Raw genomic sequence first — 24,932 nt, 5'->3', positions numbered from 1 at the left:
CGACCCGCCGGCGGCGCGCGTGGCGCCGCCGGCGGACGCCCGGAATGTCGCAACCCATCGATAGTCCTCAACGGACAGTCTGTCGCCGACAGTGCACTTAGGAAGTCCTGTTGGGTGGCAAACTGGCAAATCCTGGACGCCGGGTGCGCAAAGTGGCAGCGTAGTGGGCATGGCGGATTCCGGAGTCAACCCTACGGCGGCGGCCCTGCTCGGCCTCCTCCACGAGGGCCCGATGACAGGCGGTCAGTTGATGGCCGCCGCTGAGCGCCGTCTGGCGCCGTACTGGTCGATGACCCGCAGTCAGGTGTACCGCGAGTTGCCGGTGCTGGCTGAGCGGGGTTTCGTGCGGCTCGGCAAGCCGGGTCCGCGGATGAGCCAGCCGTACTCACTGACCGCCAGCGGAAAACGGACGTTTTCCCGCTGGCTCGCGGAGAACCCGGGGAAGGACACCATCCGCAACCCGATCGCGCTGCGGATGGCGTTCGGCAACCTGCACTCCGCCAGCCAGCTCAAGGGCCTGTACGCCTCGGCCAACGAATACCACACCGAGGCCCTCGCGCAGGTCCGGGAGCAGGTGAAGAACGCCAAACGGGACGGCGAGACCTACGACGCCAGCGCGCTGGAGTTCGCCGTCGCCTACCACCGGGCTGCCCTGTCGTGGCTGAAGTCCGCCCCCGTCGGGTGACGATCAACAGGTTCCCGCATAGGGAACGAGCTGCGCCGCGCCCGAGGGCCCAGGGCCGATTTGGCGCGGACCTGCGGGGCTCGCAAGCTCACTCCTCGTCCGCGCAGTACGCTTGTCTGTCGTGACCGCTGCCGATTACGCCGAACAGCTCAAGGAACTCGACGCGACCCTGCGAAACATCGAGGCCGTCCTCAACATCGACCGTCTGCACGAGGACAAGGCCCGCCTTGAGCAGGAGGCCTCCGCCCCCGACCTGTGGGACGACCAGGCCAAGGCCCAGGCGGTGACCTCGCAGCTGTCGTACGTCAACGGCGAGATCAGCAAGCTGGGCAGCCTGCGTTCCGGCCTCGACGACGCCCAGGTGCTGCTGGAGCTTGCCGAGGCGGAGGCCGACCCGGGCGTGCTGACCGAGGTCGAGTCGGAGATCACCGGGCTGACCAAGGCCATCCAGGAGATGGAGGTCCGCACCCTGCTCTCCGGCGAGTACGACTCCCGGGAGGCGCTGGTCGCCATCCGGGCCGGCGCGGGTGGCGTGGACGCGGCGGACTTCGCCGAGATGCTGCTGCGCATGTACCTGCGCTGGGCGGAGCGGCACGGCTACCCGACCGAGGTCTACGAGACCTCGTACGCCGAGGAGGCGGGCCTGAAGTCGGCCACCTTCGCGGTCAAGGTGCCGTACGCCTACGGCACGCTCAGCGTCGAGTCGGGCACCCACCGGCTGGTCCGGATCAGCCCGTTCGACAACCAGGGCCGTCGGCAGACCAGCTTCGCGGGCGTCGAGGTCCTGCCGGTCACCGAGCAGACCGACCACATCGACATCCCGGAGAACGAGGTACGGGTCGACGTCTACCGCTCCTCCGGACCGGGTGGGCAGAGCGTCAACACCACCGACTCGGCGGTGCGGCTGACCCACATCCCGACCGGCATCGTGGTGACCTGCCAGAACGAGAAGTCCCAGCTGCAGAACAAGGCCTCCGCGCTGCGGGTGCTCCAGGCCCGGCTGTTGGAGCGCAAGCGCCAGGAGGAGCAGGCCAAGCTCGAAGGGCTCAAGGAGAACGCGGCCGGCTCGTGGGGCGACCAGATGCGCTCCTACGTCCTGCACCCGTATCAGATGGTGAAGGATCTCCGAACTGAGCAGGAGACCGGCAATCCGAGCGCGGTCTTCGATGGCGAGTTGGACGGTTTCATCGAAGCGGGAATCCGTTGGCGTAAGCAGCGGCAGCTCGCCGGCGACGGTGCGTGACGGGGTGCGGGCGGAGCGCTTCGTCGATCTCCAGGTAGAAGCCTGATTCGACGACTCGCGCCGGATCGGCGGGGCGTGGGGCTTGGCTCAGTTGTTACACCGCGTAGACTCACCACCCGTGATTCAGCTTGAGCAAGTGACGAAGACGTACCCGAAGGCGTCCCGGCCTTCGCTCGACAACGTGTCCGTCTCGATCGAGAAGGGCGAGTTCGTCTTCTTCATCGGTCCATCCGGCTCCGGCAAGTCCACGATCATCAAAATGCTGCTGCACGAGGTGGCCCCCAACAAGGGGCGCGTCGTCGTCAACGGCAAGGACGTCACGTCGATGCGCTCCTGGAAGCGACCCCACTTCCGGCGTTCGATCGGCTGTGTCTTCCAGGACTTCCGGCTGCTGCCCAACCGCACCGCCTACGAGAACGTGGCGTTCGCCCTCGAGGTGATCGGCAAGACGAAGGCGGTTGCCCGCCGGGTCGTGCCGGAGGTGCTGGAGCTGGTCGGGCTCGGTGGCAAGGAGCACCGCTACCCGCACGAGCTCTCCGGTGGTGAGCAGCAGCGGGTCGCCGTCGCCCGGGCGTTCGTGAACCGTCCGCTGATCCTGCTGGCGGACGAGCCCACCGGAAACCTGGACCCGGACACCTCGATCGAGATCATGCGTCTGCTGGACCGGATCAATCGCACCGGCACGACCGTCGTGATGGTCACCCACGACTCCAACATCGTGAACCAGATGCGCCGCCGCGTCGTTGAGATTGAGAGCGGTCGCATCGTGCGTGACCAGGCCCGCGGCGTCTACGGGTGAGCCGGCGCTCCACCCCTGCGCAGCCTGACGACGAACACCTCATGCCGGAGACCCGGAGGAAATCCCGATGCGCGTGAAATACGTCCTGTCCGAGGTACTGGTCGGACTGTGGCGCAACGTGACCATGTCCATCGCGATGATCATCACGATGGCGGTCTCGCTGACCATGCTCGGCGCCAGCGGTCTCATGTACCGCCAGGTCGACGACATGAAGGACCTCTACTACAAGAACATCGAAGTCTCGATCTTCTTGACCCAGGAGGTGACCGAGCAGGAGCGCACCGAACTGCAGACCAAGCTCGACAGTGACCCCCTGGTCAAGGACGTCCTCTACGTCAACAAGGACGAGGCGTACAAGCGCTTCAAGGAGATGTACCAGGACGCGCCGGACCTGGTGAACGCCGTGAAGCCGGACCAGCTGCCCGAGGCGTTCCGGCTCAAGCTGAACAACCCGGAGCAGTACAAGGACGTCTACGACCAGTACAAGGACACGGCGGGCGTCGAGGAGATCATCGACCAGAGTCGACTGCTCGACAAGATCTTCAACATCCTCACCTCGATCCAGAACATCGCCCTGGCTGCCGCCATCGTGATGGCGATCGCCGCCCTGCTGCTTGTCGCGAACACCATTCAGGTGGCCGCGTACAGCAAGCGGCGTGAGGTAGCGGTCATGAAGCTGGTCGGCGCGTCCAACTGGTTCATCCAGGCGCCGTTCGTGTTGGAGGCCGTGGTGGCCGGCCTGATCGGTTCACTGCTCGGCCTGGTGGCTCTGGTCGCGGCGAAGTATCTGCTCTTCGACGGGTCGTTGAGCGCGTTGCAGGGTCTGCTCTCGCCGATCACCTGGGGCGACATCCTGTTCATCTTCCCGTTGATGGCCGGCGTCGGTGGTCTGGTCAGCGCGGGCACCGCCTGGATCACCCTGCGCTTCTACCTGCGGGTCTAGGCACCGTACGGGTCGTCCCGTCATCTCCCGGGGACCCTCCCGCGGCCGGAAATAAACGGCGCGGGAGGGTCCTTGTCGTTCAGGTAGCATGATCGGTTGTCCGGCCGGGGTGAACCCGGCCGTTGACGAAGGAGAGGGGGTGGCACCGATGCCACGGGAAAAGGGGCGCAAGGTGGTCGCCTCCAACAAGAAGGCGCGCCACGACTACGCCGTCCTCGACACGTACGAGGCGGGCATGGCGCTGACCGGCACCGAGGTCAAGTCGCTGCGGGCCGGGCGAGCGTCGCTGGTCGACGCGTTCGCGCAGGAACGTGACGGCGAGCTCTATCTGCACTCGATGCACATCCCGGAGTACACCCAGGGCACCTGGACCAACCATGAGCCCCGGCGTACCCGCAAGTTGCTGCTCAACCGGGCCGAGATCGACAAGCTCCTCGGCAAGACCCGCGAGGGCGGTTACACGATCGTCCCGTTGCAGGTCTACTTCTCGGACGGCTGGGCCAAGGTCGAGATCGCCCTGGCCAAGGGCAAGAAGTCGTACGACAAGCGTCAGGACCTCGCCAAGCGGGACGCGGACCGGGAGATCGCCCGGGTGTCCGGTCGACGCGGCAAGGGCATGGACGACTAGTTCATCCCGTTTGTCCGGGTCGGCGAGCCGGCCCGGGGCTCGGGATGAAAGCTGTTGCGGCAGGCGTTAGTCTTGTCAGTGCCGCCACATCGGCGGCCTGTCGAGGGGGTGACTGGTTTCGACTTCGTACGCAGCGACAGGGGAAGCGAGCCGAGGAAGCCGACGTCGTCTCGAGAATCGGTCGTCGGAAACTTATAAGCGCCAAGAACAATCGCGCTGACTTCGCTCTCGCCGCCTGAGGCGAGTAGCTAAGTCTGTCGGCCTGGGAACGCCTTCGTCCCAGTAGCCGGCATCAGCTAGGAGGCTGGCCAATCGGACCCGGTCGCGGGGTCCGTGCGGCGAGATTAATCAGCGACTGGGCCCGTCACACCAACTTGCTCGCGTGAGCGGTGGGGCCGAGTAGAGGCACAGCGAGCTGCGCTCGGAGAAGCCCTGACAAACCGGCGAAGGACCCGGGTTCGATTCCCGGCACCTCCACCACCTCGAACGAAGCGCCCCGGCCCACCAGCCGGGGCGCTTCGTTGTGTCGGGCGGGTCTTACGCTGCCTCCTGTGACCAACCAGGAGCTGCGCCTGTCGGTCGGCGCGTCGCCCGGTCAGCGCGTCGTGGCGGTGGTGGCCGGCGTCCTCCTCGCGGCGGTCGGCGCGGCGTTCGTGGCGCTGCCCCTCGTCGCCGACGGGCTGCTGCGTCGGCTGACCGGCCCGGGTGACGCGTTCGCCTCCTATGAGGAGGCTCGCGACCTGCCACCGGGGTTGCTGCCGCCCGGGCTACGCGACTCCGCCGACCCGAACCAGTCCGGTCCCAGCCCTTTCATCGGCCTGTGTGGTCTGCCGTTCGTCCTGCTCGGCCTCTACCTCGTGCTGCGGGTGCTCCGCACGGCCGCCTGGCTGGACGGCAGCCGCGCGCGGGTACGCGGTGCGCTGCGCACCCGCACCGTCGACCTCGCCACCGCCCGGATCGAGTCCGGCGTGGTGTCGTACCGCGAGGCGGACGACGATGGTCCGGGCGGCGGAGCGCGGGTGCGGGCCATCCTCGCCACCAACAGGGGGAGTACGCGGGGGGTCACCATCCCCCTGCGCGGCATGGGACTGCCCAGCCTGCCGCCCCCCGAGCTGCGGGCGCTGGCCGAGGCGATCACGACCGGTCGGCCGGGCGACGGTCGGGACACCGACGCGCACGCCGTGGCCGACCACCTGCGCCGCCTGGCGGAGCGCCCGTCGAGCGACTGAACCGGGCGTACGTCCCGCGGGGTCTGTGCGGCGCCCAGGGGTCGCACCAGTGCGGCTGGTGGGGCCGTTGGGGCCAACGGGGCAGATGAGGCGGTGCGGGGCCCTGGACAGGGCGGGCCGGGCAGCCTCACCATCGCGGTATGGGATAGCAGAGCCGCCGCGCGGGAGGTGCCATGGTCACCGGTCCGGTCCAGCAGCCGTCACTCGTCGCCCGACCGCGCGTCGCGCAGCCGGCGGGGCTCCCCGCCGATCCACATTCCCTCGGTCTGCCCGGCGAGCCGCGCCCGGCCGGCCTCGCCGGTGACGTGCACGCCCTCGGCCGGGCCGTCGCCGTCGCCGTCACCGAACCGCGCTGGCGCGAAGACGTTCTCCTTCGGCTGCGCCCGGTGCGACAGGGCTTCGCCGAGCACGTCCGGGCCACCGAGGGCCCCACCGGCCTCTACCGGGAGTTGCTCAACCAGTCGCCGCGACTGGACCACGGCGTGCGGCTGCTGACCCGGGAGCACGTGGCGATAGTCGCCGCGATCCTGGCGGTCCAGCAGATCGCCGAGCGGCCCGAGGCGCACCCCGACGAGCTGCGGCATCGGGCCGGGCACCTGCTGCGGAGGTTGGCCCGGCACCGGCGGCGGGGCGCCGACCTGCTCTGGGAGGCGTACCAGACGGATCTGGGTGGCGAGACCTGAGTGGGCCCAGGTCGGGAACCGGCCGGTCGGCGGACGCGTCGAACCGTACATGCGTCGATCGGCTCTGTTGCTCGTACTCCCGTTCCTGCTCACGGCGGGCTGTGCCGCGACCGACGCTGGCCCGGCCGACGGCCCGCGCAGCCCCACGCGCGGCGCGGACGCGTTCGACCAGCGGGCCGGTCAGGTCGCCGAGGCGTGGCGGCCCGGTCCCGACTGGCGCGCGGGCTACGTGCCGTTGGAGGGGCCGACACTGCTCACCGGTGACCCGGGCTTCACCCCCGACACCGAGGCGGCCTTCCGGGCCGGGTGGTACCGCGCGCAGGTCGGAATCCCGCCCACCCGGGTCGGCGGCGAGATCCAGTTCCCGGACGGACGGCTGAGGCTGCCGTTGGTCAGCGCCGCCGAGGCGTACCGGCAGCTCGACCAGGGTGACCCGCTGCCCTGCCCGGGGCGGCCCAAGCGGCCCGGCCGACCCACCCCCGGCGGCCCCACCGTCGAACCAGGGCCGGACGGGTGGGCCACGAGCAGCACACAGACCGCCTGTCTCCCGCTCACCGTCACCGCTGTCACGTTCGGCGCCGCGCCGGTCCGCACGAGCCGCGGTGTGGCGCAGGTCCCCGCCTGGCTGTTCACCATCAAGGAGCTGGCCACGCCGGTGGTCCGGCTCGCCGTCGCGCCCACGGCGATCACTCCCGTCCCCGAGCCGATCGCGCCGGCCCGGCCGCTGCCGGACGGGTTGGTGGCGGCCCAGGACCTGGCAGCTGTCGACGGCGCCCGGCTGACAGTGCGGCTCGGCGTCGGCGCCTGCGACACCGGGATCACGCCGTTGGTGTGGGAAGGGCCCGACGTCGTGGTGGTCGGTGGCGGCGTCACCCGGGCCACCGGCGAGTGCATCGCCCTGCTGAAAGTGGAGCCGGTCACCGTCACCCTCGCGGCGCCGCTGGGCAGCCGGCCGGTGCTGGACGTCTTCACCGGTGCCCCGCTGTCGATAGCACCGCGCTGACGCGGTTCAGAGGATGCGGGGCACGTCGGTGCTGATCGGCACCGGCAGCACAGTGGGCCGGTCGGCGCGCAGCCCGGCGGCGAGCGCCGCGCCGAGCTGGTCGGGGGTCTCCACCACCTGCGTGGCACAGCCGTAGCCGGCCGCGATCGCGATGATGTCCAAACCCGGCAGGTCCAGGCCGGGCACCCCGGGAGTGTGCTTCAGCTCGGCGAACGCCTTGAGGATCGCGTACTGCTGGTTGACCGGGACGACGACCACCACCGGCAGTGCCAGGCGCGCGGCCGTCCAGAGCGCCTGCACCGAGTAGTGGAAGGAGCCGTCGCCGATCACCGCCACCACCGGACGACCGCGCCCGGCGTTCCGCTCGGCCAGTGCGATGCCGACCGCTGCCGGCAGGCCGTAGCCGAGGCCGCCGCTGGCCATCGTGAAGTACGACGCGGGGCGGGTGATCCGCAGCTGACGACGCAGCGCGGACAGGTTGGAGGGTGACTCCTGGACCAGCACGCCGTCGGTGGGCCAGTGCGCGGCCAGGGCGGCGAACAGGGTGTCGGCGCTCAGCGGGGTGCCGACCTCCGGCGGCGGCAGTGCTTCCCGTCGCGTGGGCGCCGGCCGGTCGCTCGGCGGCACCCGTTCGACAAGCTCAGCCAGGGCCAGCCCCGGATCGCTGAGCAGGCTGTCACCGACCGGGGCTCGCGCGGCCTCGTCCGGGTCGTCGGTGATGTGCAGCAGTCGGGCGCCGTCGGGCAGGTGCCCACCCGGCACGTACGGGTAGTAGCGGAACACCGGGGCGCCGATGACCAGGACCGTGTCGTGCCCGCGCAGCGCCTCGGCGAGCGGGCCGATCGCGTACGGGAGCACGCCGCGGAAGTGCGGGTGGTCCTCGGGGAACACCGCCCGCTCGGGGGCGGGAGCCGACCAGACCGGCGCGGCGAGCCGCTCCGCCAGCGCGACAGCGGTCGGCCAGCCTCCGGAGCGGTCCACCCCCGGCCCGTACACGAGCACCGGGTTGCGGCTGCCGGCCAGCACCCGGACGAACTCCTCCATCCGTTGGGGGTCCGGCGCGAACCGGGTGGCCACCGTCCGCGGCGCGGGCGGCGGGTCGGCGGGCTGGGCCCAGTCGTCCATCGGCAGGGAGAGGAAGACCGGCCCGGCCGGTGGCTGCACCGCCGTCGCGTACGCCCGCAGCATCGCCGCGGGGATGTCCTGCGCGCGGGCCGGCTCGTAGGCCCACTTCACGTAGGGCTGTGGAAGCTCGGTGGGTCGGCGGCTGGCCAGCCGGGGTTCCAGGAGCAGCATCTCCCGGGTCTGCTGGCCGGCGGTGACGATCAGCGGGGTCTTGTTGTGCCAGGCGGTGACCAGGTTGCCCATGCCGTTGCCGGTGCCCGGGGCGGTGTGCAGGTTGACGTGGGCGGGCAATCCGCTGGCCTGGGCGTAGCCGTCGGCCATCGCGACGGCCGTCGCCTCCTGCAGCGCGTGGACGTAGTGGAAGTCGGCGGGGAAGTCCTGGAGGAACGGCTCTTCGGTGGAGCCGGGGTTGCCGAAGACAGTGGTCATGCCGAGGGTGCGGAGCACGTCGTACGTCGCGTCCCGGACAGTTGCCATCGCCACCCGCCTCCGTGTCGCGGGCAGGGGCGACCGCGGTCGCCCTCCCGATCAGCCGAATCTATCGGGATGTGACGGACCTTTCGGGCGTTTCTCAGCCGTCGGTGGTCCCGAGCCGTCGATCACCGGGAGGTCTGTAGCCGGGTGCATCGGCCCTTCGTCTTAACTGTCCGATCACCCGCCGGTCAGACCTTAGCCAGCACCCAGGACGCAGGCTATGGTGCCAGGCATGGCGTTGACAGCGCGGCTGAACCCGATGCGGTGGGCGGATCCGGTCGATGACCGGCCCTCGGCGCGGGCTCACGGTTGACGGGTGTGTGGCATGCAGGGAGAGGGCCAGGCGATCGGCGGACGAGCGATGGAGTCGATGACCGGGCGGCTGCTGGTCGCGACTCCGGCGCTCAAGGACCCGAACTTCGACCGTACGGTGGTGCTGCTGGTCGCCCACGAGCCGGGCGGCGCGCTCGGCGTGGTGCTGAACCGGGCCACCGAAGTGCCGGTGGCCGAGGTGCTCGGTGACTGGAGCGACCTGGCCCGCCACCCGGCGGTGCTCTTCGAGGGTGGCCCGGTGCAGCCCGACTCGGCCATCTGCCTCGCCCGGATGCGGCACCCGATGCGCAGGCTGAAGGGCTTCCACCAGGTTTCCGGGGCGGTCGGCACGATCGACCTCTCGGTCGACCCGGAGCGGCTGCGGGAGAGCATCGGCGGCATCCGGGTCTTCGCCGGCTACTCCGGCTGGGGCAGCGGCCAGTTGGAGCAGGAGATCGCTGACGGGTCCTGGTTCGTGCTGGACGGGCTGCCCGGGGACGCCTTCGTCGACCGACCCGACGACCTGTGGCCGATGGTGCTGCGCCGGCAGGGCGGGATGATGGCCGCCGTCGCACACTTCCCGCCAGACGTGGCACTCAACTGACCCGGCTCGGCGAGGGACCCCGCGAGATGACCATGCGGGCCCGTCTGTGTATAGTTTCCCAGTGCCCGGGCGACCGGGACAACAGCAAGGGGCCGTGGCGCAGCTGGTAGCGCACCACACTGGCAGTGTGGGGGTCAGGGGTTCGAGTCCCCTCGGCTCCACCCTTGAGAAACGCCCTGGTCGGGACAATCCGACCAGGGCGTTTGCTGTTTCTGGCGGTGCCGTCAAGGGCCGTCCCTGCGCCCCTCGGTGGACCTGCACCCCGCACTCCCGGGGTGCCGACCACCGCGATCATGAGACTGACCGGCTACCTGACGATCGGTGACCACTCCCGCTGGCCGGCGATCGTCACCCCAGGGGTGCGGTAATAGGGGTCGGCGGCGACGATCGCGGCGAACGCTTCGGCGTCCGGGACGTCGAAGATCAGCAGTGCTCCGGAGTCGTCGGCGAACGGCCCGGCCATGACCAGCCGGCCTTCCTGGTGCAGGGCCTGGAGACGCTCCCGGTGCGCCGGTCGGGCGGCGAGCCGGTCGGGTTCGTCGCCGAAGGACAGCTCCAAGACGAACACGGTTCCTCCTCATCGGGGCGATCTTTCGAAGCACCCTAGTCGACCCGGCACGACACCACCGTCTGGTCGCACACGCGAAAACGCCCCGACCGGATGACCCGGTCAGGGCGTTGGCGACTAGATGTCCGGTAAGGGCTAAATCAGCCCTGACGGCTCTTCCACTGCGGGTTGGCGCGGTTCACCACGACCACCCGGCCGCGACGGCGGACCACCACCGAACCCGGCTTCTGCTTCAGTGCACGCAACGAGCTACGTACCTTCATCTCTGCCTCCTCGGTGCAAGCGGTTCCGAGTATCGAAACGCCACACCCACCTGCGGGATTCCCGACCGGTCAGCGTCGAACCTTTGCCGCCCCGCAGCCGTACCAGTGGGCGGAGGTCATCCTCATGCCCGTACGCCGGCTCCTCGCCACGGTGCTGGTCGCTGCCGCGACAGTGCCCCTGGCCGCCACACCCGCAGCCGCCCACGGCGCCCCGACCGACCCGATCAGTCGCGCGGCGGCGTGCGGCCCCGAGGGCCGGTACGCGGCCACCAGCGCCTGCCGGGCGGCGATCGAGGCCGGCGCGGCGGTGCGCGAATGGGACAACGTACGCGTCGCGGCGATCAACGGGCGAGATCGGGAACGGATCCCGGACGGTGAGCTGTGCAGCGGCGGACTGTCCGCGTACCGAGGGTTGGATCTGCCCCGCACCGACTGGCCGAGCACCGAACTGACCGCCGGAGCGAAGTTCACCTTCCGGTACCGGACCACCATCGAGCACCGGGGCACCTTCCGGCTCTACGTCACCACGCCCGACTACGACCCGCGCAGGAAGCTCACCTGGGCTGATCTGGAGTCGCGTCCGTTTCTGACGCTGACCGACCCGCCCGTACGGGCCGGGGCGTACCAGTTGGCGGGTCGGTTGCCGGCGGGCCGCAGCGGCCGACACCTGATCTACACGATCTGGCAGAACTCCAACACCCCGGACACCTACTACTCCTGCTCGGACGTGGTGTTCCGGGGCGCCAAGGCCAACGCCGCCCCGTCGAAGGCCGCCGCGAAGAAGAGCGCGGCGGCTGCGCCGCGTACCGCTGCCAGTGGGCCAACCCCCACCGAGTCCGCGGTGGCGGCGGCGGCCGACCCGGGCGTGCCGGTGGCGTCGGTGACCGACCTCGGCCGTCGGTGGCCGGTGCTGGCCGGCGCCGCCGCCGTGCTGGTCCTGGCGCTGCTGATCGGCGCCGGACGGCGCCGCCGCAGCGCCGCCGCACCGGTCGGCAGGCAGTGCGAGGTCCGCAACCACCGGGCCGGGCGGCGCCGGATCTGGTGACCCGGCCCGCCCGGGGCCCGGCGGGGCTCAGCCCAGGTGGCGCTCGATCTCGGCCAACTCGTCGGCAGTGAAGTCGAGGTTGCCCAGCGCGGCGATGTTCGTCTCCAACTGCTCCACGCTGCTCGCCCCGATGATCAGGCTGGTCATCCGCGGGTCACGCAGCGCCCAGGCCAACGCGAGCTGAGCCAGGGACTGGCCGCGCCGCTCGGCGACCGCGCCGAGCCCACGGATGGTGGCCATCTTCTCCTCGCTGAGGTCGCTCTCGTTGAGGAAGACGCTGGTGCGAACCCGCGAGTCGGCCGGGATGCCGCCCAGGTAACGGTCGGTCAGCAGGCCCTGAGCCAACGGGCTGTACGCGATACAGCCCGCGCCGACCTGCTCCAGAGTGTCGAGCAGGCCGTCGGACTCGGTCCAGCGGTTGAGCATCGAGTACGACGGCTGGTTGATCAGCAGCGGCGTACCCAGGTCACGCAGGATCGCGGCGGCCCGCGCGGTCTGCTCCGAGTTGTAGTTCGAGATGCCGACGTAGAGCGCCTTGCCGGAGCGGACGACGGCGTCGAGCGCCCCCATCGTCTCCTCCAGCGGGGTGTCCGGGTCGAACCGGTGCGAGTAGAAGATGTCGACGTAGTCCAGCCCCATCCGGCCCAGTGACTGGTCCAGCGACGAGATGAGGTTCTTGCGCGAGCCCCACTCCCCGTACGGGCCGGGCCACATCAGGTACCCGGCCTTGCTGGAGATGACCAACTCGTCCCGGTACGGCTTCAGGTCGGTGGCGAGCATCCGGCCGAAGTTCTCCTCCGCCGAACCGGGCGGCGGACCGTAGTTGTTGGCCAGGTCGAAGTGGGTGACACCCAGGTCGAAGGCGCGGCGCACGATGTCGCGCTGCCGTTCGAACGGGCGGTCCGGACCGAAGTTGTGCCACAGGCCGAGCGAGACGGCGGGCAGCCGCAGGCCACTGCGCCCGCTGCGCCGATAGGTCATGGTGTCGTAGCGGTCATCCGCGGCGAGGTAGGTCACGATCATGAGCCTAGCTCCGGCTCAGCGTGGCGCGGATCGGGCGTGGAAACCAGGACATCGGGGTAGTTTCGACGCCATGCGTTTCATTGCGCTCGACACCCCGAAACCGCTGTCCAAGATCGGGTTGGGCACCTGGCAGTTCGGCTCCCGGGAGTGGGGCTACGGCCCGGACTTCGAGAAGCAGGCGGCGCAGATCGTCCGGCGGGCCGTCGAGCTGGGCGTGACGGTCTTCGACAGCGCGGAGGTCTACGGCTTCGGGCGCAGCGAACGCATCCTCGGCGCGGCCCTCGGCGACGACCGGCCCAAGGTGGTGGTCGCCAGCAAGATCCTGCCGGTGCTGCCGGTGGCCGCCGTGGTGCAGCAGCGGGCGGTCGCCTCGGCGGCCCGACTCGGCGTCACCAGCATCGACCTCTACCAGGTGCACCAGCCCAACCCGCTGGTCGCCGACCACACCACCATGCGCGGCATGCGGACCCTCCAGGACGTCGGGCTGGTCGGCGAGGTCGGGGTGAGCAACTACGGGCTGCGCCGCTGGCAGGTCGCCGAAGCGGCACTCGGCCGGCGGGTGCTCAGCAACCAGGTCCGCTACAGCATGCTGGACCGCGCACCCGAGCAGGACCTGCTGCCGTACGCGCGGCAGGCCGGTCGGGTGGTCATCGCGTACAGCCCGCTCGCGCAGGGCTTCCTCTCCGGCCGCTACGACGCCAGGAACCCGCCCACCGGCGCGGTCCGGCGCGCCAACCCGTACTTCCTGCCGGAGAACCTGGAGCGCGGCGCGGCGCTGATCGACACAGTGCGCCAGGTCGCCGACGCCCACGACGCCACCCCCAGCCAGATCGCGCTGGCCTACCTGCTGCGCCACCCCAACGTGCTCGCCATCCCCGGCGCGTCCGGAGTCGAGCAGATGGAACGCAACGCCGCCGCCGCCGACATCGACCTCGCCGACGACGAGTACACGGCGCTGGCCGAGACCGCGAAACGCTTCCGCCCCATCACCGGACTCGCCGCGATGCCGGCGATGCTGCGTGCCCGGTTCGCCAACACCACCGGAAAGTGAGCACAGTGGACGACATCACCGCGCTGATCCTGGACGACCACGCCGCCTTCCGGCGTGGCTTCGCCCGCCTCGACGACGCCCGCGACGAGCAGGAGATGCTCGCCATCTGGGACGCCCTCGCCCTGCACCTGGACATCCACGCCGAGGCGGAGGAAGCGATCCTCTACCCACACCTGGTCAAGCACGGCGACGACGGCGAGGACGAGACCGCCGACGCGATCGGCGACCACAACAAGATCCGCGACGCCATCGCCGAGGCGAAGCTGCACCCGGTCGGCTCGGACCAGTGGTGGGAAGCGGTCGGCACGGCCCGCCGGGAGAACAGCGAGCACCTGGCCGAGGAGGAAGACGAGGCGCTGCCCGACTTCCGCCGGCACGCCAGCACCGAACTCCGCGCCGAGCTGGGCCAACGCTGGCTGACCTTCTACGGCGAGCACAAGAACGGCCGCAACCTGCCCTTCCGCGACAAGGACCCGCAGCAGTACGTCGCCGACCACCGCTGACATCTCCCCGACGCGGGGGAGTTGCCGGGACCGGTCCGGGCAGCAGAATGGCGAGGTGAACCTCCGAGCGGCGCTGGCCCCGCTGGTCGCCGGCACCACCTGGCGACGCGGCGTGTTCCTGCTGCTCGGAGGCGTGCTGGCGCTGCCGTACGGGCTGCTCGCGGTGACCTTCGGCCAACTGCTCGCCGACTCGGCGATTCCGCGCCCACTGGTCTACGTCCTGCTGCTCATCGCGGTGCTGATCGCCGTGGTCCCGTTGCTGCTGGACGGCAGCCGGGCCCTGGAGATCGCCGCCGTCCGGGCCCTGCTCGGTGTCGACCTGCCCGAACCCGCGCCCGGACACCACGGCGACCGGGAGACCCGGCTGCGCAGCGCGCTCTGGATCGCCACCCACCTCATCGTCGGCGCGCTGGTGATGATCGCGCTGTTCAGCGCCCTGCCGATGGCGCTGGCCTTCATCGCCCAACAGTTCGGCGTCGGCACCGAGCTGACCAGCCGGGAACAGTTCGGGCCGCTGGACGGGCAGGACAGCGGATGGCTGACAGTGACCGGGGTGCTCCTGCTGGTCGGCCTCGGCTACGTCGTCGCCGGGCTCGGCGCGCTCGCCGGGTCCATGGCACCGGTGCTGCTCGGCCCGGCGCAGGCGGAACGGATCGCCGCCCTCGAAGCACAGGCCACCCGGCTCGCCGAACGCAACCGACTGGCCCGGGAGCTGCACGACTCGGTCGGACACGCGCTGACAGTGGCCACCCTCCAGGCCGGGGCCGCCCGCGAGGTCCTCGACACCGACACGGAGTTCGTCAGGCGGGCGCTCACCGCCATCGAGGACGTCGGGCGGACCGCGATGGACGACCTCGACCACGTGCTCGGGCTGCTCCGGGAGAACGGACGCGACAGGCCAGTGGTGGCGCCGCAGCGTACCCTCGCCGACCTGGACCGGTTGGTCACCGACGCCCGCGCGGCCGGCCTGGCCGTGGACGCGCACCGCGCCGGCGACCCGGCCCGGGTGCCCGCGGTGGTCTCCCGGGAGGGCTACCGGATCGTCCAGGAAGGACTGACCAACGCGGCCCGGCACGGCCACGGGCCGGTGACGGTACGCCTGGACCTGCACAGCGACGCCCTGGAGTTGGAATTGGTGAACGCGATGAGCCGCCCCGGACGGGCCCGGCCGGGGCGGGGCGGTCGAGGCCTGGACGGCATGCGGGAGCGGGTGCTGCTGCTCGGCGGCCGGATCACAGTGGGCCCGGACGGCGACCGGTGGCTGATCCGTGCCCGCCTGCCCTACGAGGAGACCCGATGACCACTGGGGTGCTCATCGTCGACGACGACGAGCTGATCCGGATCGGGCTGCGAGCGATCATCGACGCCCAACCCGACCTGCACGTGCTCGCCGAGGCCGCCGACGGTGCCGAGGTGCCGCCGCTGGTCGCCCGGCACCGGCCCGACGTGGTGCTGATGGACGTGCGGATGCCCGGCATCGACGGCATCCAGGCCACCCGGCACCTGCTGGCCACCTCCGCCGACCCGCCCCGGGTGCTGGTGGTCACCACGTTCGCCAACGACGAGTACGTCTACGAGGCGCTGCGCGCCGGCGCCTCGGGGTTCCTGCTCAAACGGTCCCGGCCCGCCGAGGTGGTGGAGGCGGTCCGGGTGGTCGCGGCCGGTGAGTCGCTGCTCTTCCCGGCCGCGATCCGCCAACTGGTCGGGGCGTACGGTCCGGCGGGCGGCGACCGGTTGACCGCCGCCCGGCTCACCGAACGGGAGGCCGAGGTGCTGCGGTTGATGACCACCGGACGGTCCAACCCGGAGATCGCCGCGCACCTGGTGGTCGGGGTGGAGACGGTGAAGACGCACGTCGGCAACGTGCTGGCCAAGCTGGGCGTCCGCGACCGTACGCAGGCGGTCATCGCCGCCTACGAGTCCGGCTTCGTCACCCCGTCGGGCTGATCGGTCCCTCCACCGAGGGAGTGGGTTCACCGCCTGCCGGGAGGGAACCGATCGGCCGTCGGACCAGGCTGAGAGCATGACAACGATCACTGCCTCCCGACCCCGTGCCGACTCCCGCTGGCCGGACCGGCTCGCCCCACTGGCCGCTGGTTGGCTCGGCCTGTGGGGCGTGCTCGCCCTGATCGGCACCCTCACCGGCGCCGGCTACCCGTTCGGCCCGAACGACCCGCATGGCGGCGACGTCAGTTTGCTGCGTCTGGTGCCGGTGGAGGTGGCCACCCCGCTCTTCGCCGGCGTACTGCTCACCGCCGCGGTGGCCGCCCTGGCCATGAGCCGTCCGGCGGCGCGCCCACCCGGCCCGCTGCGGGCGCTGCTCGCCGGCTACGGCTGGGCGGTCGCGTTCGTGCTCGTCATGGTCGTGCCGGATGTCCGAGTGCTGATCGTTCTCGGCTACCTGCCAATCCTGATCGTCGGCGCGCCGTTCGGCTGGCCACCGATCGACTACTCCGACGTCTTCAACTGGGCGCTGTTCGGCCGGTTCGCGGCGCTGGCCGGCGGGCTGCTGCTGGTCGGGGCGGTGCTCGCCTGGCAGCGGCGTACCGCCGGGGCCTGCGTCGGCTGCGGCCGCGCCGACGCCGGCCAGCGGTGGACCACCCCGGCCGCCGCCACCCGCTGGGGCCGCTGGGCCGCCGGCATCGCCGCGGCCATCCCCTTCACGTACGCGTTGACCAGGTTCGCCTGGGCGGCCGGCTTCCCGCTGGGCATCTCCCGGGAGTTCCTGACCGAGATGCAGGACAGCGGGCTGGTCTGGGCCGGGTTCGGGCTGGCCGCGTTCGCCACCGTCGGCGCGATCCTCACCCTCGGGCTGGTGCAGCGCTGGGGCGAGCGGTTCCCGCGCTGGATGCTCGGGCTCGCCGGCCGTCGGGTGCCGGTGAAGCTGGCCGTGGTACCGGCCACCCTGGTCGCCATCTCCGTGACTGCGGCCTCGCTGGGGCTGCTCAGCAATCCGAAGTTCTGGGAGCTGACCGGCGGGTTGAGCATCACCGGGGCGCCGATGCTGCTCTGGCCGGTGTGGGGCGTGGCGCTCGGCGCGGCCACCTACGCGTACCACCTGCGTCGCCGCGGCACCTGCCAGCGGTGCGACCGGGGCTGAGGGTGGTGGCGGGGGTGCCCCTGATGCCCGGGGCGCCCCCGCGAATGTGAGCTAGCGTGGGTCGGGTGACTGCGCCTACCCCGGTAATCCCGGTTCCACCGGCCGACCTGCCCGGCACGCTCGGCGCGCTTCGGGCGGCCGGTCACCAGTACCGCACCGTCAAGCAGGAACTCCGCGACAACCTCCTCGCCCGGATGCGTTCCGGCGAGACCCGTTTCCCCGGCATCGTCGGCTACGACGACAGCGTGCTGCCCGAGGTCGAGCGGGCCCTGCTCGCCGGGCACGACATGGTGCTGCTCGGCGAGCGCGGCCAGGGCAAGACCCGGCTGATCCGCTCGCTGGGCGCGTTGCTCGACGAGTGGACCCCCGTTCTGCCCGGCTCGGTGCTCAACGAGCATCCGATGCACCCGCTCACCCCGGCGTCCCGCGCCCAGGTCGCCGAGGCCGGTGACGAACTGCCGATCGGCTGGCTGCACCGCTCGATGCGCTACGGCGAGAAGTTGGCCACCCCGGACACCAGCGTCGGCGACCTGATCGGTGACGTCGACCCGATCCGCATCGCCCAGGGTCGTACCCTCGGCGACCCGGAGACCATCCACTTCGGGTTGGTGCCGCGCACCAACCGGGGCATCTTCGCCGTGAACGAGCTGCCCGACCTGGCCGAGCGCATCCAGGTGGCGCTGCTCAACGTGCTGGAGGAGCGGGACATCCAGGTTCGCGGCTACCAGCTGCGCCTGCCACTGGACCTGCTCCTGGTGGCCAGCGCCAACCCGGAGGACTACACCAACCGGGGCCGGATCATCACCCCGCTCAAGGACCGGTTCGGTGCGGAGATCCGCACCCACTACCCGGTCGACCTGGAGTTGGAGCTGGCGCTGATCCGCCAGGAGGCCGACCTGGTCGCCGAGGTACCGGAGCACGTCCTGGAGGTGCTGGCCCGCTTCGCCCGCGCCGTGCGGGAGTCGCCGTCGGTGGACCCGCGCTCCGGTGTCTCCGCCCGATTCGCCATCGCCGCCGCCGAGACGGTCGCCGGTGCCGCGCTGCGTCGCGCCGGGCTGCTCGCCGCTTCCGACACCCCGGACGGGCGCTCCGAGGCCGCCGTCGCCCGCGTCGGCGACGCGGTGTCGGTGACCAGCACGCTGCGCGGCAAGGTCGAGTTCGAGAGCGGCGAGGAAGGCCGGGAGATCGAGATCCTCGCGCATCTGCTGCGTACCGCGACCGCCGAGACGTTCCGGGCACACCTGGCCGGGCTGGACCTGTCCGGTTTCACCGCCCTGGTCGACGACGGCGCCGCGATCGAGACCGGCGAGTTGGTCAGCGCCGCCGAGCTGCTGCGCCAGGTCGGCACCGTACCCGGGCTGGCGAAGGTCCTGGATCGGCTCGACCTGGGCGACGCGCCCACCTCGGAGGAGGCTGCCGCCGCAGTCGAGTTCGTGCTGGAAGGGCTGCACCTGACCCGCCGGCTCGGCAAGGACGTCACCGACTCGGGGCGCACCGTCTACGGCGGCCGGGGCTGATCGTGGCCGGCAACCGGTTCCGTTACGGGCAGTGGAACGGCGGGCCTGACCCGCTGGCACCCCCGTACGACGTGCGCGAGGCGGTGGACGCGGTCGGCGCCGAGGTGCTGGCCGGCGGCAGCCTGCGGGAGGCGCTGCGCGACCTGTTGCGCCGGGGCCCGCAGGGGCGGGGCGGCCTGGATGACCTGGCCGCCCGGGCGCGGCGGTTGCGCCGGGAGGCGATGCGCAGGGGTGACCTGGACGGCGCGGTGACCCGGGCCCGGGCGTTGCTCGACCAGGCCCTCGCCGCCGAGCGGGACGAGCTGCGGGGTCGCGACGACGACGACGCCCGGTTCGCCGAGGCGGTATTGGACAACCTGCCCCGCTCGACCGCGCGGGCGGTGGAGGAGCTGTCCGGCTACCAGTGGGCCAGCGACGATGCCCGGCGCTCGTACCAGCAGATCCTCGACCAGCTCCGCGACGACGTGCTCGGCCAGCGCTTCGCCGGGCTGCGCGACGCGGTGCGCGCCTCCGCCGACCCGGCCGCCCAGCAGCGGCTCGCCGAGATGATGGGCGACCTGAACGACCTGCTCGCCCGGCACGGTCGCGCGGAGGACACCACCGACGCGTTCGCCGAGTTCATGCGCCGACACGGCGACTTCTTCCCGGAGAAGCCGGAGACCGTCGACGAGTTGATCGACGTCCTGGCCCGCCGGGCGGCGGCCGGTGAGCGGCTGATGAACTCGCTGTCCGAGCGGCAGCGCGCCGAGCTGGCCGGCCTCATGCAGCAGTCGCTCGGCGACCGCCTCGCGGGGGAGTTGTCAGCGCTCGACGCGAACCTGCGGGCGCTGCGACCCGATCTGCGCTGGGGGCGGGGCGAGCGGGTCCGCGGCGACCAGCCGCTGGACTACGCCGACGCGGCCGGCGCGCTGGGTGAGATCGGCGAACTGGACGACCTGCTGGACCAGCTCGACCAGGAACACCCGGGGGCGACCCTCGACGACGTGGACGTCGACGCGGTGGCCCGCACGCTGGGCAGGGACGCGGCCGACGACGTTCGCCGGCTGCGCGACCTGGAGCGGGAACTGCGCCGCCAGGGTTGGGTGAGCCGCGACGCGGAGGGTCTCACCCTGAGCCCGAAGGCGCTGCGCCGGCTCGGCGGGACCGCGCTGCGGCAGGTCTTCGCCGAGTTGACCGCCGGGCCGCGCGGCCAGCACGACCTGCGCTCGGCCGGTGCGGCGGGCGAGGTCAGCGGCGGGTCCAGGCCCTGGGAGTACGGCGATGAGCAACCGTTGGACGTGGTCCGGACGCTGACCCGGGCGGTCAGTCGGGCCGGGCCGACGGTTCCGGTGCAGCTCGCGGTCGACGACTTCGAGGTGGTGGAGACCGAGAGGCGGGCCTCGGCCGCTGTGGTGCTCTGCGTCGACCTGTCGTACTCGATGATCTCTCAGGGTCGTTGGGGGCCGATGAAGCAGACGGCGCTGGCGCTGGCACACCTGATGGAGACCCGCTTCCCGCAGGACGCCCTGCAGATCGTGGGCTTCGGCCGGGAGGCGATGGCGCTCACCCAGCAGGAGTTGGCGGCCGTGGAGCCGGACATGGAGCAGGGCACCAACCTTCAGCACGCGCTGCGGTTGGCGAGCCGGCACCTGCGCCGGCACCCGGACGCCGAGCCGATCGTGCTGGTGGTCACCGACGGCGAGCCGACCGCCCACCTGGACCCGGACGACGGGGAGGCGCTGTTCCACTGGCCGCCGCTGCCGGAGACGATCGAGGCGACGGTGCGCGAGGTGGACCGGCTGAGCCGTTACGGCGCCACGCTCAACCTGTTCATGCTCGGCGACGACCCGGGCCTGCGGCGCTTCGTCGACGCGGTGGCCCGCCGCAGCCGGGGCCGCATGTTCACCCCGGACACCGACGACCTGGGCGAGTACGTGGTCAGCGACTACCTCCGCTCCCGCCAATCCCGCCGCTAACTCGCGGTGGGGCGGGTTGACTGGGGGGATGGAGAGCGGGGGATTGCGGCGGGCTTACGGTGCCCTGTTCGCGGAGGTCGACGCTGGCGGGTTCGGTCCGGCTCCGGAGGGACAGCTCAGTGCCGAGCAGATCGTCGCGCATCTGGTCGCCAACGACGAGCTGATGATCCAGGCCACCGAGGCGTTGCTGGCCGGGTCGCCGTTCGCCTACTACGAACTGGAAGAGGCCATGCACCGCCCGCAGCTCGACGCGCTCGCCGCCGAGCAGGGTGGTCTGCGTGGCCTGACCGCGTTGCTGCACGGCACCAGCGACCGGCTGTGCGGGCTGGTCGACCAACTCGGCCTGGCCGCGGAGACCCCGGTCGAGACGCACCTACGCGAGGGCTTCGACCTCATCGTCGACGAGCCGCTGCCCTGGTCGCGCACCCTGGACCTGCACACCCGGGTGCACCTGCCCAAGCACCAGTCCCAACTGCACGTCCTCCGGTCCTGAGCGACGCCGATCGGCCGGTCAGCGTCGCAGGTCTTGCCCAATTGAGCGTGATGTCTGTGAGTCATCACGATGACCCACAGACATCAGGCTCGCACTAGTGCTGCCCACCCCGCCCCAAGTCCTTCGCGGATCTTGTACTTTCTGTCCCGACGAAAGTGGCATAAGAGGGCAAGTCGGCAACAGTAAGTGCAAGATCGCGGGGCGGGGAAGCGTCGGGGCGGGGTCAGGTTTTGGCTAGGGCTGGGCGGGGGTGGAAGGTGCGGCGGTAGGTGGACGGGGCCACGCCGATGCGTTGGTGGAGTTGCTGGCGCAGGGCGGCGGTGGTGCCGAAGCCTGAGCGGTGGGCGATCTGGTCGACTGTGAGGTCGGTCGTCTCCAGCAGCAGCCTGGCGTGGTCGGTGCGCTGTTGCAGCAGCCACTGGGCCGGGCTCAGGCCGGTCTCCGACCGGAAGCGCCGGGTGAAGGTGCGCACGCTCATCCGCGCCTGCTCGGCCAGGTCGCGCAGCGCGATCGGCTCGTGCAGCCGCTGCCGCGCCCACTCCCGGGCAGCCGCCGTGCTGGTGTCGGTCGCCTTCGGCACCGGCTGCTCGATGTACTGCGCCTGACCGCCGTCGCGCCACGGCGGCATCACGCAGCGCCGGGCCGCCCGGTTGGCCACCTCACTGCCGTGGTCGACGCGGATGACGTGCAGGCAGAGGTCGATGCCGGCGGCGACTCCGGCCGAGGTGAGCACCCGGTCGTCGGCGATGAAGAGCACACCCGGGTCGAGGTCCACCCGGGCGTGCAGGCGGCGGAACCGCTCGGCGTACGCCCAGTGGGTGGTCGCCCGCCGCCCGTCGAGGAGCCCGGCGGCGGCGAGCACGAACGCCCCGGTGCAGATCGACATGATCCGGGCGCCCCGCTCGTACGCCGCGCGCAGCGCCGCGGTGACCTCCGGCTCGACGGTGCCCGCTGTCAACGAGGTGCCGTCGTGGATGCCCGGGACGATCACCGTGTCGGCGGTGTCCAGCAACTCCAGACCGTGGTCGGGGACCAGCTGGAAGCCGGCGGTGCTGCGTACCGGCTGCCCGCCCGGGGTGCACACCCGGACGTCGTAGAAGGGTGTCCCGTCCGTGGCCCGGGCGGTGCTGAAGACCTGGGACGGGGTGCCGAGGTCCAGGCCAACCACCTGGTGCAGCGCGAGTACGGCGATCCGGTGCGGGCGAACGCTCATGGCCCGATTATTGCGCATGATGGCTTTCCGGCCACTCGTCGAGGTGAGTGGGCCAGCTCAGACTTGCTCCGTGACCAAGAACCGCCGTCTGCATCCCGCCTGGCTGGTCGCCGCCGTCGCCTTCGTGGCGCTGGTCGGCGCTGCCGGCTTCCGCGCCACCCCGTCGGTGCTGCTGCACCCGCTGCACGAGGAGTTCGGCTGGCCGCTGGCCACGATCTCCGCGGCCGTCTCGGTCAACCTGCTGCTCTACGGGCTCACCGCGCCGTTCGCGGCCGCCCTGATGGACCGGTTCGGCATCCGCCGGGTGGTCTCGGTGGCACTGCTGCTGGTCGCCGCGGGCAGCGGGTTGACGGTCTTCATGACCGCCAGCTGGCAGCTTCTGCTCTGCTGGGGTGTGCTGGTGGGGCTGGGCACCGGCTCGATGGCCCTGGCGTTCGTGGCCACCGTCACCGGACGGTGGTTCGTCCACCGACGGGGCCTGGTCACCGGCGTGCTGACCGCTGGCGGGGCGGCCGGACAACTGGTGTTCCTGCCACTGATCGCCATCCTGGTACGCGACCACGGCTGGCGTACCGCCGCGCTCGTGGTGGCCGCGGCGGCGCTGGCGGTCGTACCCCTCGTGGTGTGGCTGCTGCGCGAGCACCCGGCGGATCTTGGCCTGCCCGCCTACGGGGCGACCGCTGTCGTCGCGGCGCCGCCGGCGACCGGCGGCGCCGCGACCCGGGCGCTCGGCGCGCTGGCCACCGCGGCCCGGACCCGACCGTTCTGGCTGCTGGCCGGAGGGTTCGCGATCTGTGGGGCGACCACGAACGGCCTCGTCGGTACGCACTTCGTGCCGGCCGCGCACGACCACGGCATGGCCCAGACCACGGCGGCCGGGTTGCTCGCCCTGGTGGGGCTCTTCGACATCGTCGGCACGATCGCCTCCGGCTGGCTCACCGACCGGATGGACAGCCGCCTGCTGCTCGGCATGTACTACGCGCTGCGCGGGCTGTCCCTGCTGGTGCTGCCGAGCCTGTTCTCCGGCACCGCCGAGCCGAGCATGCTGGTGTTCATCGTCTTCTACGGCCTGGACTGGGTGGCCACCGTGCCGCCGACCGTGGCGCTGTGCCGGGAGTACTTCGGTGGCGCCGGAGCGGTGGTGTTCGGCTGGGTGTTCGCCGCGCACCAACTCGGCGCGGCGGTCGCCGCTACCGGGGCGGGGCTGGTCCGGGACCGGCTGGGTGACTACGCGATGGCCTGGTACGTGGCGGGCGCGCTGTCGATCGGCGCGGCCGGACTGTCGTTGCTGCTGCGCCGACGACCGGGCCGAGGAGTCCCGGAGGCCGTGCTGGTCGCCGCGACCGCGCCCAGGGCGTGGAGCTTCCGGGGCTGAACCGCGACGCGACGGCCGGTCAGCTCACTGTCCACTGCTGGGCGGGCCGGCCGTCGCACTGCCGCTGCCGGATGTCCTCGCCGGCCTCGACGGCGTCGTCGTCGGCCTGGGCGCACCTGCCGCTGTGCTCGGCGACGAGCAGCACCGGGCCGGTGCCGGTCGCCGCGAGTCGCCACCGCTGGTTGGCCTCGCCGTGGCAGGGGAACTGCTGCAACCGCGCGCCGTCGTCCCGACTGCCACCCTCGACGTCGAGGCACTGCCCGTACTTGGCGTTGGTCAACGACACGACGTCCGCGCCGACCGGGCTGACCACCCACTGCTGCTCCGGGGCGCCGGTGCACACTGCCAACTCGGCCTCGGCCTTCTCACCGTCACCGTCGAGCCCCAGGCAGAGGCCCGAGCCGGCGCGCAGCACCCGGGGTCCGGCGGGCGGGGCGGCCGGCGTGCTTTCCGACGGGGTCGGTGACGGCTCGGCCGGAGGGGTCGGGCTCGGCTCGCCGGCCGGGTCGCTGGGCTGGGTCGGGCTGGTCGGCGTGCCGACCGACGCCGGCGCGGCCGGCTCGTCGTCACCGTCGAACAGCCCGGTGGCGAAGACGACCCCCAGGAGTACGCCGACGACCCCGACCGCCACTGCGACCCGCAGCAACGGGTCGGCCAGCGGCCCGGAGCGCGGTGCCCGGTGACCGCCGTAGACGGTGCCGGCGGGGTCGGAGCGTTCCTCGGGCGCGGACATAGGCGTCATCCTCACCCACGACGTCGCGCCGGAGCCAGCCCGGCGGTCAGTCGACGACCCGGACGTCCTTCCAGAACGCCACCCGGTCGCGCACCATCTCGGCGTCCGGCTTGGGCTCCGGGTAGTACCAGACGGCGTCCTCGCTGGTGTTGCCTTCGTGCGTGAGGGTGTAGTACGAGGCGGTGCCCTTCCACGGGCAGACGGTGTGGGTCGCGGACTCCTGGATCAGGTCGTCGCGCAGCGCCGACCGGGGGAAGTAGTGGTTGCCCTCCACCAGCACGGTGTCGTCGCTCTCGGCGACGACCAGGTCGTTCCAAACGGCTTTCGGCATGTTCCAACAGTAGGCCGCGCCGCCGCCCCGGCAG

The 24,932-nt window shown here is 71.5% G+C and carries 26 protein-coding genes, 1 tRNA gene and 1 other RNA gene; 21 read left to right on the top strand and 7 right to left on the bottom strand.

Going from position 1 to position 24,932, the window contains the following annotated elements; translation table 11 throughout:
* Window positions 1-169 precede the first annotated feature (169 nt).
* From OH804_RS23020 to OH804_RS22980, 9 genes are all read left to right on the top strand, one after another.
* Complete coding sequence (locus OH804_RS23020) at window positions 170-685, top strand: PadR family transcriptional regulator (protein WP_196921230.1); 516 nt, start codon at window positions 170-172, stop codon at window positions 683-685.
* A gap of 121 nt (window positions 686-806) precedes the next feature.
* Window positions 807-1,928 carry a peptide chain release factor 2 gene (gene prfB, locus OH804_RS23015; protein WP_196921231.1) on the top strand — a complete coding sequence of 374 codons (1,122 nt, stop codon included), beginning with the start codon at window positions 807-809 and terminating at the stop codon, window positions 1,926-1,928.
* A 118-nt stretch (window positions 1,929-2,046) separates the two neighbouring features.
* Window positions 2,047-2,727, top strand: coding sequence for a cell division ATP-binding protein FtsE (ftsE, locus tag OH804_RS23010; protein ID WP_030331491.1), 681 nt, complete (start codon window positions 2,047-2,049; stop codon window positions 2,725-2,727).
* A gap of 67 nt (window positions 2,728-2,794) precedes the next feature.
* A complete protein-coding gene (ftsX, locus tag OH804_RS23005) occupies window positions 2,795-3,670 on the top strand; it encodes a permease-like cell division protein FtsX (RefSeq protein ID WP_196921232.1) in 876 nt (291 codons plus the stop codon).
* A 148-nt stretch (window positions 3,671-3,818) separates the two neighbouring features.
* Complete coding sequence (gene smpB, locus OH804_RS23000; protein WP_112582503.1) at window positions 3,819-4,298, top strand: SsrA-binding protein SmpB; 480 nt, start codon at window positions 3,819-3,821, stop codon at window positions 4,296-4,298.
* 104 nt (window positions 4,299-4,402) lie between these two features.
* Window positions 4,403-4,778: a transfer-messenger RNA gene (gene ssrA, locus OH804_RS22995) on the top strand.
* Between the two features lie 71 nt (window positions 4,779-4,849).
* Window positions 4,850-5,527, top strand: a complete 678-nt coding sequence (locus OH804_RS22990; protein WP_196921233.1) for a hypothetical protein — start codon at window positions 4,850-4,852, stop codon at window positions 5,525-5,527.
* Between the two features lie 173 nt (window positions 5,528-5,700).
* Window positions 5,701-6,210, top strand: a complete 510-nt coding sequence (locus OH804_RS22985; RefSeq protein ID WP_231392531.1) for a hypothetical protein — start codon at window positions 5,701-5,703, stop codon at window positions 6,208-6,210.
* A 49-nt stretch (window positions 6,211-6,259) separates the two neighbouring features.
* Window positions 6,260-7,213 carry a hypothetical protein gene (locus OH804_RS22980; protein ID WP_196921234.1) on the top strand — a complete coding sequence of 318 codons (954 nt, stop codon included), beginning with the start codon at window positions 6,260-6,262 and terminating at the stop codon, window positions 7,211-7,213.
* Window positions 7,214-7,219: 6 nt separating this feature from the next.
* On the opposite strand, the gene mdlC is transcribed toward OH804_RS22980, so the two are convergent.
* Entirely contained in the window at window positions 7,220-8,815 is a 1,596-nt protein-coding gene (mdlC, locus tag OH804_RS22975; RefSeq protein WP_406059446.1) for a benzoylformate decarboxylase, read from the bottom strand.
* 322 nt (window positions 8,816-9,137) lie between these two features.
* On the opposite strand from mdlC, the gene OH804_RS22970 reads away from it, so the two are divergent.
* Together OH804_RS22970 and OH804_RS22965 are read left to right on the top strand one after the other, a co-directional pair.
* Window positions 9,138-9,728, top strand: a complete 591-nt coding sequence (locus tag OH804_RS22970; protein WP_030490862.1) for a YqgE/AlgH family protein — start codon at window positions 9,138-9,140, stop codon at window positions 9,726-9,728.
* Between the two features lie 88 nt (window positions 9,729-9,816).
* Window positions 9,817-9,889 (top strand) — tRNA-Ala (locus tag OH804_RS22965).
* 146 nt (window positions 9,890-10,035) lie between these two features.
* Here OH804_RS22965 and OH804_RS22960 read toward each other — a convergent pair.
* On the bottom strand, window positions 10,036-10,296 hold the full coding sequence (locus tag OH804_RS22960; RefSeq protein ID WP_406059444.1) for a YciI family protein: 261 nt from the start codon (window positions 10,294-10,296) through the stop codon (window positions 10,036-10,038).
* 140 nt (window positions 10,297-10,436) lie between these two features.
* Window positions 10,437-10,559 carry a 50S ribosomal protein L36 gene (locus tag OH804_RS22955; RefSeq protein ID WP_030490864.1) on the bottom strand — a complete coding sequence of 41 codons (123 nt, stop codon included), beginning with the start codon at window positions 10,557-10,559 and terminating at the stop codon, window positions 10,437-10,439.
* A 124-nt stretch (window positions 10,560-10,683) separates the two neighbouring features.
* Here OH804_RS22955 and OH804_RS22950 point away from each other — a divergent pair, with 124 nt between their 5' ends.
* Window positions 10,684-11,604: a lytic polysaccharide monooxygenase gene (locus tag OH804_RS22950; RefSeq protein ID WP_406059441.1), complete on the top strand. Its 921-nt coding sequence runs from the start codon at window positions 10,684-10,686 to the stop codon at window positions 11,602-11,604.
* A 27-nt stretch (window positions 11,605-11,631) separates the two neighbouring features.
* Here the strand turns inward: OH804_RS22950 and mgrA are convergent, their stop codons facing one another.
* Window positions 11,632-12,627: an L-glyceraldehyde 3-phosphate reductase gene (gene mgrA / locus OH804_RS22945; RefSeq protein WP_406059440.1), complete on the bottom strand. Its 996-nt coding sequence runs from the start codon at window positions 12,625-12,627 to the stop codon at window positions 11,632-11,634.
* A gap of 70 nt (window positions 12,628-12,697) precedes the next feature.
* On the opposite strand from mgrA, the gene OH804_RS22940 reads away from it, so the two are divergent.
* From OH804_RS22940 to OH804_RS22905, 8 genes are all read left to right on the top strand, one after another.
* Entirely contained in the window at window positions 12,698-13,678 is a 981-nt protein-coding gene (locus OH804_RS22940; protein ID WP_406059438.1) for an aldo/keto reductase, read from the top strand.
* Complete coding sequence (locus OH804_RS22935; RefSeq protein ID WP_112582361.1) at window positions 13,675-14,181, top strand: hemerythrin domain-containing protein; 507 nt, start codon at window positions 13,675-13,677, stop codon at window positions 14,179-14,181. The genes OH804_RS22940 and OH804_RS22935 overlap by 4 nt, the downstream gene beginning before the upstream one ends.
* Window positions 14,182-14,236: 55 nt before the next feature.
* Window positions 14,237-15,481, top strand: a complete 1,245-nt coding sequence (locus OH804_RS22930; protein ID WP_406059436.1) for a histidine kinase — start codon at window positions 14,237-14,239, stop codon at window positions 15,479-15,481.
* A complete protein-coding gene (locus tag OH804_RS22925; protein ID WP_196921241.1) occupies window positions 15,478-16,128 on the top strand; it encodes a response regulator transcription factor in 651 nt (216 codons plus the stop codon). Before OH804_RS22930 ends, OH804_RS22925 begins: the two co-directional genes overlap by 4 nt.
* A gap of 76 nt (window positions 16,129-16,204) precedes the next feature.
* The gene (locus tag OH804_RS22920) at window positions 16,205-17,281 is read left to right on the top strand and encodes a hypothetical protein (protein ID WP_196921242.1); all 1,077 of its coding nucleotides are present in this window, start codon (window positions 16,205-16,207) and stop codon (window positions 17,279-17,281) included.
* Between the two features lie 56 nt (window positions 17,282-17,337).
* Window positions 17,338-18,798 (top strand): sigma 54-interacting transcriptional regulator, encoded by a 1,461-nt coding sequence (locus OH804_RS22915; RefSeq protein ID WP_196921243.1) that lies wholly within the window; start codon window positions 17,338-17,340, stop codon window positions 18,796-18,798.
* Complete coding sequence (locus tag OH804_RS22910) at window positions 18,798-20,753, top strand: vWA domain-containing protein (RefSeq protein ID WP_406066632.1); 1,956 nt, start codon at window positions 18,798-18,800, stop codon at window positions 20,751-20,753. The genes OH804_RS22915 and OH804_RS22910 overlap by 1 nt, the downstream gene beginning before the upstream one ends.
* A gap of 28 nt (window positions 20,754-20,781) precedes the next feature.
* Window positions 20,782-21,246: a hypothetical protein gene (locus OH804_RS22905; protein WP_196921244.1), complete on the top strand. Its 465-nt coding sequence runs from the start codon at window positions 20,782-20,784 to the stop codon at window positions 21,244-21,246.
* Between the two features lie 223 nt (window positions 21,247-21,469).
* On the opposite strand, the gene OH804_RS22900 is transcribed toward OH804_RS22905, so the two are convergent.
* Window positions 21,470-22,477 (bottom strand): GlxA family transcriptional regulator, encoded by a 1,008-nt coding sequence (locus OH804_RS22900; protein ID WP_406059433.1) that lies wholly within the window; start codon window positions 22,475-22,477, stop codon window positions 21,470-21,472.
* A gap of 1 nt (window position 22,478) precedes the next feature.
* On the opposite strand from OH804_RS22900, the gene OH804_RS22895 reads away from it, so the two are divergent.
* Entirely contained in the window at window positions 22,479-23,834 is a 1,356-nt protein-coding gene (locus tag OH804_RS22895) for an MFS transporter (RefSeq protein ID WP_406059431.1), read from the top strand.
* A gap of 19 nt (window positions 23,835-23,853) precedes the next feature.
* On the opposite strand, the gene OH804_RS22890 is transcribed toward OH804_RS22895, so the two are convergent.
* Together OH804_RS22890 and OH804_RS22885 are read right to left on the bottom strand one after the other, a co-directional pair.
* Window positions 23,854-24,567 (bottom strand): RICIN domain-containing protein, encoded by a 714-nt coding sequence (locus OH804_RS22890; protein WP_406059429.1) that lies wholly within the window; start codon window positions 24,565-24,567, stop codon window positions 23,854-23,856.
* Between the two features lie 46 nt (window positions 24,568-24,613).
* Window positions 24,614-24,898 carry a DUF427 domain-containing protein gene (locus OH804_RS22885; RefSeq protein WP_406059427.1) on the bottom strand — a complete coding sequence of 95 codons (285 nt, stop codon included), beginning with the start codon at window positions 24,896-24,898 and terminating at the stop codon, window positions 24,614-24,616.
* Window positions 24,899-24,932 lie beyond the last annotated feature (34 nt).

The organism is Micromonospora sp. NBC_00860 (assembly GCF_045207375.1).
Classification (GTDB): Bacteria; Actinomycetota; Actinomycetes; order Mycobacteriales; family Micromonosporaceae; genus Micromonospora; species Micromonospora vinacea.
The sequence above is the reverse complement of the archived record's forward strand: the minus strand, read 5'-3'. Positions and strand labels throughout refer to the sequence as shown.

Bases quoted from the DNA above. Each gene is read 5' to 3' on its own strand.
- OH804_RS22925 (WP_196921241.1), top strand. From the start codon at position 15,478: ATGACCACTGGGGTGCTCATCGTCGACGACGACGAGCTGATCCGGATC.
- OH804_RS22970 (WP_030490862.1), top strand. From the start codon at position 9,138: ATGCAGGGAGAGGGCCAGGCGATCGGCGGACGAGCGATGGAGTCGATG.
- OH804_RS22940 (WP_406059438.1), top strand. From the start codon at position 12,698: ATGCGTTTCATTGCGCTCGACACCCCGAAACCGCTGTCCAAGATCGGG.
- OH804_RS23020 (WP_196921230.1), top strand. From the start codon at position 170: ATGGCGGATTCCGGAGTCAACCCTACGGCGGCGGCCCTGCTCGGCCTC.
- OH804_RS22920 (WP_196921242.1), top strand. From the start codon at position 16,205: ATGACAACGATCACTGCCTCCCGACCCCGTGCCGACTCCCGCTGGCCG.
- OH804_RS22980 (WP_196921234.1), top strand. From the start codon at position 6,260: ATGCGTCGATCGGCTCTGTTGCTCGTACTCCCGTTCCTGCTCACGGCG.
- smpB (WP_112582503.1), top strand. From the start codon at position 3,819: ATGCCACGGGAAAAGGGGCGCAAGGTGGTCGCCTCCAACAAGAAGGCG.
- OH804_RS22890 (WP_406059429.1), bottom strand. From the start codon at position 24,567: ATGTCCGCGCCCGAGGAACGCTCCGACCCCGCCGGCACCGTCTACGGC.
- ftsX (WP_196921232.1), top strand. From the start codon at position 2,795: ATGCGCGTGAAATACGTCCTGTCCGAGGTACTGGTCGGACTGTGGCGC.
- OH804_RS22985 (WP_231392531.1), top strand. From the start codon at position 5,701: ATGGTCACCGGTCCGGTCCAGCAGCCGTCACTCGTCGCCCGACCGCGC.
- OH804_RS22955 (WP_030490864.1), bottom strand. From the start codon at position 10,559: ATGAAGGTACGTAGCTCGTTGCGTGCACTGAAGCAGAAGCCGGGTTCG.
- OH804_RS22895 (WP_406059431.1), top strand. From the start codon at position 22,479: ATGGCTTTCCGGCCACTCGTCGAGGTGAGTGGGCCAGCTCAGACTTGC.
- OH804_RS22885 (WP_406059427.1), bottom strand. From the start codon at position 24,898: ATGCCGAAAGCCGTTTGGAACGACCTGGTCGTCGCCGAGAGCGACGAC.
- OH804_RS22905 (WP_196921244.1), top strand. From the start codon at position 20,782: ATGGAGAGCGGGGGATTGCGGCGGGCTTACGGTGCCCTGTTCGCGGAG.
- mdlC (WP_406059446.1), bottom strand. From the start codon at position 8,815: ATGGCAACTGTCCGGGACGCGACGTACGACGTGCTCCGCACCCTCGGC.
- OH804_RS22950 (WP_406059441.1), top strand. From the start codon at position 10,684: ATGCCCGTACGCCGGCTCCTCGCCACGGTGCTGGTCGCTGCCGCGACA.
- OH804_RS22900 (WP_406059433.1), bottom strand. From the start codon at position 22,477: ATGCGCAATAATCGGGCCATGAGCGTTCGCCCGCACCGGATCGCCGTA.
- mgrA (WP_406059440.1), bottom strand. From the start codon at position 12,627: ATGATCGTGACCTACCTCGCCGCGGATGACCGCTACGACACCATGACC.